Source organism: Ignavibacteria bacterium, assembly GCA_017302895.1.
In the GTDB taxonomy this organism is placed as follows: Bacteria; Bacteroidota; Ignavibacteria; order Ignavibacteriales; family Ignavibacteriaceae; genus UTCHB3.
Genome location: JAFLBV010000002.1, coordinates 372038 through 384831, shown reverse-complemented (window position 1 = coordinate 384831; position 12794 = coordinate 372038). Strand labels below are relative to the sequence as shown.

7 protein-coding genes are annotated in these 12794 nt (G+C 41.5%); 4 read left to right on the top strand and 3 right to left on the bottom strand.

Annotated features, from left to right (window positions below):
• Window positions 1-4: 4 nt before the first annotated feature.
• The 3 genes from J0L60_09350 to J0L60_09340 are packed head-to-tail and all read left to right on the top strand — an operon-like array spanning window position 5 to window position 4373.
• Window positions 5-691 (top strand): ABC transporter ATP-binding protein, encoded by a 687-nt coding sequence (locus J0L60_09350; GenBank protein MBN8546323.1) that lies wholly within the window; start codon window positions 5-7, stop codon window positions 689-691.
• Between the two features lies 1 nt (window position 692).
• Window positions 693-3236 carry an ABC transporter permease gene (locus tag J0L60_09345; GenBank protein MBN8546322.1) on the top strand — a complete coding sequence of 848 codons (2544 nt, stop codon included), beginning with the start codon at window positions 693-695 and terminating at the stop codon, window positions 3234-3236.
• Window positions 3237-4373, top strand: coding sequence for a carotenoid 1,2-hydratase (locus J0L60_09340; protein MBN8546321.1), 1137 nt, complete (start codon window positions 3237-3239; stop codon window positions 4371-4373).
• Window positions 4374-4396: 23 nt separating this feature from the next.
• On the opposite strand, the gene J0L60_09335 is transcribed toward J0L60_09340, so the two are convergent.
• Entirely contained in the window at window positions 4397-7756 is a 3360-nt protein-coding gene (locus tag J0L60_09335; protein ID MBN8546320.1) for a hypothetical protein, read from the bottom strand.
• Between the two features lie 426 nt (window positions 7757-8182).
• Entirely contained in the window at window positions 8183-9961 is a 1779-nt protein-coding gene (locus tag J0L60_09330) for a M20/M25/M40 family metallo-hydrolase (GenBank protein MBN8546319.1), read from the bottom strand.
• Between the two features lie 290 nt (window positions 9962-10251).
• Here J0L60_09330 and queC point away from each other — a divergent pair, with 290 nt between their 5' ends.
• Entirely contained in the window at window positions 10252-10941 is a 690-nt protein-coding gene (gene queC / locus J0L60_09325; GenBank protein ID MBN8546318.1) for a 7-cyano-7-deazaguanine synthase QueC, read from the top strand.
• 68 nt (window positions 10942-11009) lie between these two features.
• On the opposite strand, the gene J0L60_09320 is transcribed toward queC, so the two are convergent.
• Entirely contained in the window at window positions 11010-12707 is a 1698-nt protein-coding gene (locus tag J0L60_09320; protein MBN8546317.1) for a T9SS type A sorting domain-containing protein, read from the bottom strand.
• Between the last annotated feature and the right edge of the window lie 87 nt (window positions 12708-12794).

Genomic DNA, 12794 nt, shown 5'->3' with positions numbered 1-12794 from the left:
ACATTTGCCTTTTATTGAAATAGAGAAATTAAACAAATCATTTACTGAAGGAATTACCAGTCACCATGTACTCCGGGATCTTGATCTGGGAATTGATGAGGGTGAACTTGTAATTCTGCTCGGCAGAAGCGGATCGGGAAAATCAACCCTTCTTAATCTGCTTAGTGGAATTGATGTCCCTGACACTGGCAAAATAATTCTCAATTCCACCGAATTAACTTCCCTAAAAGAACCATTTCGTACCATCTTCCGCCGTGAAAATGTGGGATTTGTATTCCAGTTTTTCAATCTGATACCCACTTTGACAGTATTGGAAAACCTGAATCTTGTCCTCGAACTGACCAATAAACAGGGGAAGGAGTGGCTGGAAAGAGCGAAATACCTGCTTGATGAAGTAGGGCTTTCGGACAGGTCCAACAGCTATCCTGATGTTCTCTCCGGTGGTGAGCAGCAAAGAGTCGCCATAGCCCGTGCACTTGTTCACGATCCAAAAATAATACTTGCCGACGAACCTACCGGAAACCTGGACTACCAGACCGCTGACAAAATTGTCGAACTACTGGATAATCTGGTCAAGAAAACCGGGAAAACCATGATTATGGCAACCCACAGCCGGGATCTCTCCGGACTGGCTGACAAGATAATTGAATTTAAGGGGAACAATACGCTCATCTCGACGACCGGTGACTAAAGTGATCTCATTATTTCAGAAAGCCGGACTTCGGTATCTTTTCACTCATCCCTGGCAGACAATTTTGTCTGCAACCGGAATAGCACTTGGTGTGGCCGTAATTCTTGCCATCGATATGGCGAATGAGAGCTCCCTGAGGGCATTCGATATTTCGATGGAAACAGTATCAGGAAAAGCCACCCACCGTCTCACATCCAAAAGTGGCTCATTAAGTTTCAGTCAGTTCGTTGGGATTCGTAATGAAGGAATTGCTGCTTCTGCACCTGTCATTGAAGAAAATATAAAGATTTCAGGCAAGAAGAGTGAAAATGCAACATTTCTTGGACTCGATCCTTTTTCGGAAGAGAAATTCCGGAATTTTTTCGATGTTTCAGGTCAGGGGAGCGATCAATTGCTGAGAGACCTGCTGTCTCACAAGGATCGGGTGGTATTGCCCGAGGCATTCGCTTCGGCTATCGGGGTGAAACCGGGTGATTCTCTTACTGTCATATGGCAAACGAAGCAGTTTAAAGTATATTGTCAGGCGTTAATTCCTTCCTCTTCAAATACCGGGAAAAACTCGATTGATCAGTTTGTAATTGCGGATATTGGAGCAGCAGATTCACTCTTCGATAAAAAAGGCAAGGTTGGTTATATTGACCTGATACTCGACCGGCAGGATTATGACCGGGCTGTAAAAATCGTCGAAAACAACGGCGATCTTCAGTTAAGAGAGTCAAGCAAATCAAACGACACTGCAAAGTCCCTGACAGAGGCCTTCAGGCTCAATTTGAATGCCATGAGCATGCTGGGGCTGATAGTTGGACTTTTTCTGATTTACAATTCAATGACATTTTCAGTGATTCAGCGTAGAAAACTTCTAGGACTGTTCAGAGCGATTGGAGTGACCAGGAAGGAAATATACATTCAGATATTGGCTGAGGCTGTTTTCATTGGTGCAATTGGAACATTTTCAGGAATAGTTGCCGGCATTTTTCTTGGGAAGGAACTACTTGGTCTTGTAACACAGAGTATAAACGACCTCTACTTTGTCACAAATGTCAAATCAGTATCGATTCCTGCGGAAAGTCTATTTAAGGCAGGATTTGCCGGAATAACGGGTACACTCCTCGCATCTCTTTATCCGGCTTATGAAGCTGCCACAACCTCTCCGGGGGTTGTGCTGAAGAGATCCTCGATTGAGTCCGGGTTGAAAAAGAAATCGAGATATTTTACAGTTCTTTCATCGATATTATTCCTTTCAGGTATTTTCATACTGGTTTTTGTAGATGCCGGAATTTTGCTCAGCTATTTCGGAATTCTCCTCCTCATTATTTCATTTGCTCTGCTTACGCCGTTTGTGGTTGTAAAGGGAGTAGCTTTGATGCAACCGCTGGTTCAAAAGCTGTTCGGGAACACGGGAAAAATTGGATTAAGGGGTATAGTCGCGAACCTGAGCAGAACGACTGTAGCTATTGCCGCTTTGGCGATCGCAGTATCCGCAACAATCGGTGTATCAACAATGATCACCTCCTTCCGCGGAACCGTAATAACCTGGCTGGAGCAGACTCTGGTGGCCGATCTTTTCATTTCTGCACCGGGACCTGTTTCAAGAAAGAATGAACCTGTGATGGAGCCTTCAATTCTAAATAATCTCCTTAAAATTGAAGGGGTCAAATCGATTGATTACTATTCCGAGGCAAAAAGTACTTTCCGGGGAAAGGAGATTGAAGTTTTCGGTGCAGGAATAAATCCCGAAAATGAATACCGATTCAAGTTTAAGGATGGAGATCCCTCGCTTGCATGGAAAGAGATAAGAGATGGCAGGGGTGCACTTGTTACTGAAACTTTTGCATATAAATGGAAACTGCAAGTTGGCGATACCGTCTCATTCACAACACCCAAAGGTGAAAAAAGCGTAAAAATATCCGCTGTTTACTATGACTACAGTTCAGAAATGGGGCATATCTCACTCGATTACAAACTTTTTTCCACATTGTGGGAAAATTACAAAATCTCCGGAATTGGCATCTATCTTAAGCCCGGCACGAACTCTGCTGAGGTCAGAAAGTCTGCTGAAACGCTATTTAGTTCACAGAAAAACATAGTAATAAGGTTGAACAGTGAATTACGGAATTACTCTGTGGAAATTTTTGATCGCACTTTTGTAGTGGCAAGTCTGCTGCATATTTTATCCGTTATTGTTGCTTTTATAGGGATTTTCAGCGCTTTGATGTCGATTCAACTGGAAAAGGAGAAAGAGATGGGGATTCTCAGGGCTACGGGATTGACCCCCGGGCAGATGTTCAAATTAATATCCATTCAGACTTTTTCAATGGGTACACTCGCATCCGTCATTGCAGTTCCGCTTGGAATGGTTCTGGCTTATGCCTTGATTTATGTTATTAATCTTCGTTCATTTGGTTGGACCATGGACATGCAGGTTTCACCTGTTCTTCTTTTTCAGGCGTTTCTTATCTCTGTGATAGCTTCTGTATTCGCCGGGCTATACCCTGCATACAAGATGGCAGTAACCACTCCGGCAAAATCGTTGAGGGACGAATAGATGAGATTGTTGCTCCTTTCTTTAGTGACTGCTATTATACTCTCTGCAGTGTTGTGGTTTGTGTTCAATCTCGATAGTGATACAGGTGAGGCAAAATTGACAGTTACGAGTGTGATGTCTGCAGAATCTCAAGGATTCAGAAAGGCAGATTCAGTTATCAGTTTTGATTTCCCTGAAGATCACTTTGCCCACTACGATTACAAAACGGAGTGGTGGTACTTTACAGGAAATCTTAAGACCACAACAGGCAGACGGTTTGGTTACCAGTTTACAATTTTCAGAAACGGCATTGTACCGGGAAAAGAAGATGATTCTACGGGATTTCAAACCGGATCGGTTTATTCTGCACATTTGGGACTAAGTGATATCGCAACCGGAAAATTCTATTCGGTTGAGAAGTTCGCAAGAGGCACCGGAGGACTGGCAGGTAGCGACCCGGAGGAGGGCAGGATCTTCATCGAGGGATTCGAACTCTCTTTTGACTTTAAAACGGGCAGTTCCAAGCCGAAAATTTCCATTTCTGCGAGGAGCAGGGAATTCGAATTTTCTTTCACCCTTGAACCTGTTAAGGAAATGGTATTGCAGGGTGATAAAGGGTTGAGCAGGAAGTCCAACAACCCCGGAAATGCTTCTTATTATTATTCCTTTACCAGAATCGCCACAAAGGGGCAAGTAAAGACAGGGAGTGAATCACACGAACTTGAGGGGTGGAGTTGGATGGATCACGAATGGTCAACAAGCGCCCTCGAACCTGACCAAAAGGGCTGGGACTGGTTTGCCATACAAATGGATGATAAAACCGAACTGATGTATTTCAGATTGAGAGACAAAGAAGGGAATACCAACTTTCAGAAGGGGAGTCTGGTAAAAGCAGATGGTAACTACAAAACCCTGAAGAGTGAGGAAATAAAACTCAAAGTATTGAGTACAGTAACACTTGATAACAAAGTGTATCCATCTGCATGGGAAATTCAGGTTGTGCCGGAGAAGACCATTTACAAGATTTCCACTTCCATGAAAGACCAACTGCATAAATTTCGAATTTCCTACTACGAAGGGGCTGTGGATATCGAAAAAACCAATGGATCCACAATCAAAGGTACGGGTTATGTTGAACTTACCGGGTACGGTGACTGAACAGAGAACCTGCCTTCAATCGATCAGAAATAGATATCGTCCACATCCTTTTTACTTAAATAAAAAACTTTACCGGTGGAACTTTCAAGAGTGACAACATTTCCTTCCAGATTTTTTACAAAAAGAATCTCCTTGTCGGTCAGTTTATCGGCTGATGCTGAAGATAAACCCTTATCTGTAAAAAATGATGAACCGGGTTTGATTTTACACTTGAGATTGTGCCTTGCAAGGTAGTTTCTGTCACCTGTCGGATCAGGTAATGGAGAAATGTTGACAGAAGTAAATGAATAGTCGCTTGCCACTCCAAAAACAAGCGATATATTAGGCTTAAAATGTTCATAATCAAGGTCAGTGTAACCATTCTTTTCATTCGTCCTGATCACTTCATTCCCGTTAATCTTAACAGATATTGACGAAAACAAAACGGTAATTTCCAGATCAAATTCAGAGTTGTTGAGCTCCTGTTTCTCCTTTACAAGTTCTTTTTCAGTAAACAATTTTTCGAGCACCCCTGCCGGCATAACCTCTCTGTCGGGACCGGAAGCTTCAATTGAATAATCGTAACCTGTCATCTCGCTCAGAAGCAAAAATTCGTGTTTATCACCTTTATTTTCTTCCTCTTTTTTAAGGAGTTTTACTTCAGATTTCGTAATTATCAGGTAGTATCTGTTGAAAGCAATACCAAAAATTGAATTTTCGCCACCTTCAATTTTTATATTACTCATTTTTAAATTAAATCCAAAGTAGCCGAGACTGTTAAAAAATCCGTTATTATCGGGTATCTGAACAGTTCCAACAGTTCTTTCCAGCGGGAGAGCGAAATTGTCGATGAAATCAAACTTGGCCGCCCAGGAATCATCCTGTAATTTTCGGAGAGTACGGGAAACAACCCTGCTGTTTGATTTAACCCGAAATCTCTCCTGATTAACTGAATATTGAACGAGAGGTTTGTATCCGGGATTTACAATTCCAAATGTTAAATCAAAAAGTGCAACCATTTCCTTCGGAGTGATTACTTCAGGTTTCGTCTCTGCAGAGCGCCCTGTATAAAGATCTGTAAGGATCAATTTTTTCAGACTGACATCCTCTTCGATAGCTTTACTGCCTTTGTCATACACAAACCAGGTTGCTCCACCTGTTACAAGAAGCAGAGCAAAGACGATAAATCCGAATAGTTTCAGGTTTTGCGACAGGACATAGAGCATTGTCACAAATCCCGTCATAAAGATATACGGTAACAGTTTGGTAGCAAAGAATTCGAAATCGGGCATCAAATTAAGGTACCACTTCATCTTTTCATTCAAGACAAGACCCGATCCGAATTCCGATATCAGATAACCTGTACCGGCAATAATAAGTATGTTTACAAGGATTGTTTGCCACCTGATTTTAGTTGCCAGAATTTCATTAAACTGGTTTGCTATCTCACTTTTCTTCTCCTCGGTAATTTTTTCGATTTTAACGGAGTATTCTTTTTCAAGATGCGAGAAGAAATGCTTTATGGTCTGGGAGGCAGATTTTAGTCCCTTTTTCTTGAACTCATAATTGTACTGCTGTTTTATTTCCGTTGTGAAGGGAAGTTCGAGACCATGTGATTTGAAGAAATTGGTGAGAGAATACCGGTACGAAAAGTACATTTTGTATTTGCCGGCTTCGATCTCATCAATTCGCGAAATGTTGATGTCGCATTCCACTTTTTTGTCCAGAATCTCGAAAACGATTTCTTTGTATGTTCTTCCCTTCAGGTCAGTTACATCGAAATTTTCAAGAAATTTGATCATATCGTAGTAGTGAAACTCATCGGTAAGCACCTCAGGATGCTGAGCGAGGTAAAAAGCAAAATCCTCGAGGTTTTGAATCTTCGTTCCCTCGAATGACCTGAAATACTTTTTGGGGATAAAAGCATGAAATATTCGTGCCCATTGGGCAGGAAAAACTGTCATTGCGGGAGTACTGAATGAATCGATCAATCCGGCGGGATTAATCTCAAGAATGTTGCAGATTGTATCCCTTGCGTCCCTAAGAAGCTTATAACCGGTTGGATCAGGTTCGCTGATTTCGCTCGCCGCAAGGAGGAAGAAAAAGAGTTCAGCGCGTAGATCATGAGCAGGGAAGTAATAATGAATATGTTCAAGATTTCTGAAATATATCTGAAGGTTCTTTTCGATTTCCGGTTTATCGGAAAAATCGAATTCGATCTCATTCAGAATCAGACTTTTGGTGGGAAGGAGGTGACGAAGAATGACCTCGATGAAATATTTTGGCGAAATATTTTGATACCTGATGATCCTCTTTTTCAGTCCCGCAATATCTTTAACCCCTTCGAGACCATTAAACCAGTCGGAGAGAGCTTTAAGATTTTGAGGCGCTTTGCTGAACGAAAGAAATCTTTCAGGTTCCGATTTAACCAGCTCGACAAAATCGCCAAGGTTGTGAAGCTTGACTTCACCAAAATCGTCCTTAAAGAGGAAGAAACTCCCGTAATAGAGGGGGACGACCCGTTTTCCGGCTATCAGGTCTTCAATTTCCTTTGAGGAAAAGCGGTTCAGTTCCTCATGCAGGGTCAATCCTTCAATAATCGTATTGACCTCATAAAGGTCGGTTTTGTAATCGATAATCGGTTTTAGTTCTTCGCCATTCCGAACGATCGAGCGATAGACTGCAGAGTCAAAAGTCTCCGGATAAAACAGTCGCAACAAAATCATACCCACGGAATAATAGTCGCTGGTTTCAGAATAGAGACCTTCGATGATTTCAGGCGAATAATAATATCTGCAGAGGTTTCCTTCGGAGAAAGAGGTCTTTTCGATGAACGGAAATTTACTCTTCATCAATGCATGACCGTAACCAAATAACACTATTCTCGGTGACTTTCCCGGAGAAACAAATAAATTGCACAAATGCAAGTGGGGAAGATAAAAATCATTTTCGTGCAAATATTCGAGAAGGTTTTTCATTTGCGGAAGAAGACCATTTCTTACTGCACCGGCTGCGATATCAACATTAACCAAAGGCACCACATCACCCGGAAGCTCGTAAATCTCGAAACAATATTTGAAGTTGTATTTCTTGATTCCGGTACCAAATTCCACGGGAACGGCAAGGGACTCATGAGACAAACCGGTTAGTCCGGAGTGTACCACAGGTTTTGGTTCGTTGGCTACATTTCTAAATTTGAAAAGCAGCTTTATGAGGAAATTTTCATTATCGCTGTTTGAAGCTTTGTAGTAAAATCCATCAGGCAAAAAATCTATATTGTAGAAAGATTCGATGATTTTGTATGTGTTACCTGAAAGGACGATTGAGTCGCCAATCTCGAGGTATGGCAAGTCAGAAATTACATATTGTTCATCTAAAAACCTGGCTAATTGATCCTGCGGCATTTTGCACTCATTTGAATGGATAAAGGTTAAAACAGGGAGTTTTGGAATATTATAATAGAGATCATATTTATGACTGCTGTTGACTCAAAATTGTTGATAACTTTTTTGTGTCCAAAAGCCCGATACGATTATGCTTATTAAAACAGTCGAAATTTACTAAAAAATTGACAATTATTGAGTAATTATCATACAAAACAGGAAAAAAATTGGATCAGAAAAAAAATATTGTCAAAAAAGAGAGATTTAATTTGAATATCTGAAATTAATTCCATATAAAGTTATCAACAGAAATGTTGATAACTTGTGTATAAAATACCAAAAAAGGAAAGAAATTGTCAATTCGGGCTGAAAACGCATTCAAGGGATGAATAGAGAAGTAGCGGAGCGGAGACCCTTAAAACCCCGGGTCTCCGCTCCGAAAAAATTTTAGAGTTGAACCTTCAAAATCAGGCTTTCATTACCCCTGGTAACAGTGACATTGACAAGATCACCTTTCTTCAATTCTGCAAGTCTCTCCATGTATTCGTAGAGATCCTTTACGGGTTTCCCGTTGATTGCGGTGATAATATCACCTTTCAACATCCCGGCTTTGTGAGCAGGACGATCGGGGATAACCGTTTCAGCCCTGACTCCGACAATATCCGATGCCGACATGTCTGGCATAATTCCCAGGGATACTTTGTAACCCGGTGAATCTTTTGGTCTTTCTTTGGGACCGGCGAGTTGGAACACAGGTGGTACATCAGTATTGGCAATTTCCATGGTTATGTCGTATGCAAGATTACCGATAACACCCGCTCCGTCTGAATTGATCTTCTCCCAGTCATCGAATGGTGTGTGGTAATCGTCATGCACACCGGTAAAGAAGAAGAGAACGGGGATGTCTTTTGAATAAAATGAGGCATGGTCTGAAGGTCCGTAACCTTCGGGAGATTTCTTGACCTGCAAGCCTGATTTTGCAATATATTTGTCGATGTATTTTTCAAATTCGACGGCGGTTCCTGTCCCTCCGACACTCAGTACTTTAGTATCAGGATTCAATCTTCCGACCATATCAAGATTTATCATCAGCTTGATATTTCTCAATTCTTTTATTGGATTATCGGTAAAATACTTCGATCCCAGCAATCCCATTTCCTCAGCACCAAAAGCGAGAAAAATCACACTTCTTTTTAGCTGTGATTTGTTTGCAGCAAGTTTTTCGAATATCTCCAAAGCAGTGGCTGTTCCGGAAGCATTATCATCAGCACCGTTATGAATGGCTATTGTATCGGGCCTTCTGCTGCCCGTACCGGGACCACCCCAACCCAGGTGATCAAAGTGTGCACCGATAACGATATATTCATTCTTTAAAACCGGATCGCTGCCTTCAATCATTCCAACAACATTAACAGTTGGTTTCTTGGTTCTGGTAACCACCGTATTTCCTTTAACAACCACTGATGTGTTGAAAGAGACACTTTTCGTGATATCATTTTTTAGAGAGGCTTCCAACTGTACCAAAGATTTTCCTGACCCTTTAAGAAGCATCTCCGCGATTTCTCTGGTAACATGAACAGCCGGAATTCCCGCATCGGGTTCGCCGGCACCTTGTGAACTGTTGACAAGATTGTCGTTTTTGTCGAAGTCATAACCATTAACGAAAATGATGCCGGCAGCTCCGTTGTCTTTAGCGGTGATGATTTTTTTTCTTAACGAAGAGTGACTGTCGAAAATATCCTTCATCCCGGTAACATCCGGTGCCCCTCTCAGAACCAAAACCCATTTACCTTTTACTTCTGTGGTGTAATCATTGACTTTCAGTTTTGGATCGTTAATGACATACCCGTAACCGCAAAAGACGACTTCCGCATTCACTTCACCTGATGAGGAAATTACAAGAGGTGTAAAATCCTTGTCAAATTTTAGCTCGGTTTTGTTCATGGATAACGAACTTTTCTCACTGATTTTCGATGCACCGCCGACTTCAAAATGCTGAAATCCATCATTACCTAGCAGAGTGATACCTGATCTTTTCAGAATCTCCCTGATATAATTTGCTGCTATAATATCTTTGCCACTTCCAGGTGAACGACCTTCCAGTTCATCTGAAGCCAAAAATTTAATGTGTTCACTTATTTCTTTCGGCGTAATTTCAGGATTCCCTTTGCTTTGGCCAAAGGTCACGAAAGAAAAGACGGCTAACATGAAAAAATACTTGTACATTGTTTCTCCTTTGAGAAAAAGGGCTATATTGTTTTGGAATAAGATTTTGCTGTCAGTTGAAAAACCTGTCAGAGAAGATTAAAGTTCATATTTGATGAACCATAATTGTAATTAACAGCGGATAAGCACCGGCATTAAATATTTAAAGTAAACTCTTAATTTAGTGTTAAACAATTTACCATACAAGTCAAAGGTGGGACAAGTGGAATGTAATAATTGGTCAAAAGTCACTGTTTGGTTAGATTTGGGCTTCAAAAATTAAATTTTTTCAAAAACTCAAAGAATACCAAATGCCAAAAAAAGCAGTTGTTCTTACAAGTGGCGGGCTTGATTCGACCACCGTGGCGGCAGTTGCCAAAGAACAAGGATATGAAATTTACTGCCTAAGTTTTAATTACGGTCAGCGACATCTTCAGGAATTGAAATCTGCCGCACAGGTTGCTGAATATTTTGGGGCAAAAAAGCACCTTGTAATCGATATTGACATGAAGGTGATTGGCGGATCGGCTCTGACTTCGGGTCTCGAAGTTCCTAAGCACAGGGAAGAGGAGGAGATGTCGAAAAATATTCCGATTACATATGTTCCGGCAAGAAACACCATTTTTCTTTCATATGCTCTTGCATTTGCAGAAGTTTTACAGGCGAGTGACATTTTTATCGGAGTGAATGCCATTGACTACAGCGGATACCCCGATTGCAGACCTGAATATATCGAATCATTCGAAAAAATGGCCAATCTTGCAACTAAAGTCGGGGTGGAAGGGACAACACATCTTAAAATTCACGCTCCGCTTCAGAAATTGAGCAAGAAAGAAATTATTGAGCTGGGTATCAGACTCGGCGTGGATTATTCAATCACTCATTCATGCTATGATCCTCTCCCTGACGGAACTTCATGCGGCGAGTGCGACAGTTGCATTCTAAGAAAGCATGGTTTTGAGCAGGCCGGTGTAAAAGATCCTGTCCATTATATTGTGTAGTTTTCTTTAAAATAACAAAGAGGTTGATCCTGAAGGGTCAACCTCTTTTTTTATATAATAACGACCGCTTATTTCATCAGAGTCATTTTGATGTTTTTAACGAATTTTCCGGCTTTTATCTGAGCAAAGTAAATTCCGGAAGCATTGTTGGTTGCATTCCAAATAACTTCATGGTATCCGGCAGTTTTCACACCTGATACGAGATTTTCAACAAGTTTTCCTGAAGCGTCATAGATGCTCAGTTCAACCTGCGACTCCTGTGGAATCGAGAATTGAATTCTGGTTGAAGGATTGAAAGGATTCGGGAAATTCTGATTCAAGGAGAATGATTCAGGAATTGTATTTTCAACTGAAATAACTTCTGAATATTCGAATCTTCCATCGAAATCGACCTGACGGAGTCTGTACCAGGTTTTTCCGGTCAATCCTGTCTGATCTGTAAAAGAATATATTTGTTTCTCTGTGGTCGAACCTTTTCCTTTTACGAATCCGAGAGTCGAGAAATTAACATTATCGAAACTTCTCTCGATTTCGAAGCCGTAGTTGTTCACTTCCGTTGCTGTTTCCCAAACGAGAACAACTGAACTCTGTGAAGCATTTGCTGTAAACGATGTCAGCTCAACAGGAACGGGATCAACTCTGCCACTAAATTTGTAGATACCACCAACAGTGGCACTCGTGTTGAACGCACCTGCCCAGCCGGTTGTATTGTCGAAAAATGAAACTGCAAGGTGTTGAATTCCAAGCGTACCGGTAAAGTCTGTCCATGTTGAACCGTTATCGAGTGAATAGGAAGCACCTGTGAATCCTGTTGCACTGCCAGTTGACACATAAGCATTTAAAGTACCGGGGACATAGCAGAAATCTCCATCAAAGAAATTACCTGTTGGAAGAAGGGGAGTCCATGTAGCTCCGCCGTCGGAAGTTCTGTAGTAAAGAGGAGTTGCAGCAACAACATCAAGGATGATACCGTTCATTGCATCTTTCATCTCAATTTTGAACTGGTTGCCTACTGCGATCGGAGTTGTCGAAACAGTCCAGGTTGCACCTTTATCAGTGGTTTTAAAAATTCTGCTTTTGTTTGTTGTAAACCATGCAGTATTTCCAACTGCTGAATAATAACCAACAACACCGTACTCATCAGAAGCAGCAGGAGCGGGTATGTTTCCTGTTGGCACTCTGTTCCAGTTTGTTCCACCGTTGGTAGTTGTGTAGATTTCAAAATAACCTCCATTTGGATCTCCCATGGTGAAGCCTTCGTTCTCGTTGAAGAAGTGAAGGACATTGGGGAATCCCGCAGGAGCAGCAAACGCAGCAGTTGACTGGTAAGTGAAAGTTGCTCCACCATCGGTGGTTTTGAGGATTCTGCCACCACCGGCTGTAGCATTAAACACCGGCAGATAAGCAGTAGTTGCGCTTGTTCCGAATATCATGGATGTTCCCCAGCCACTTGTGTAACCGGTAACCGTGCGAGGTGTCCATGTGGTACCGCCGTTGGTAGTCATGGTGAATTCAGTTATATAGGTTGTTGTTGAAGTGCCGTTATATGCAGCAGCCCAAACGACATTGTTATCAACGATGGAAATGTAGTTAATACCTCTTGAAGCGGTGGCAAAACCTGTGTTCTGCAGGGTCCATGTTCCGTCCTCGGTGTGACCTCTGCCTCTGCCTTCATCTTTTTTGAGATTTTTAATATTGGTAGCTTCAAGGTTGATGAATGCTACGATTAGAAAAAGGGACATAAAAAAAGTTGTTACTTTTTTCATAAAGCACTCCTTTAGTTGTGATGATGATTCTCCACCCAATGGTAAGAGAGTTATTTGAGTTAACTCCTAAATTTACGACATTTTTTT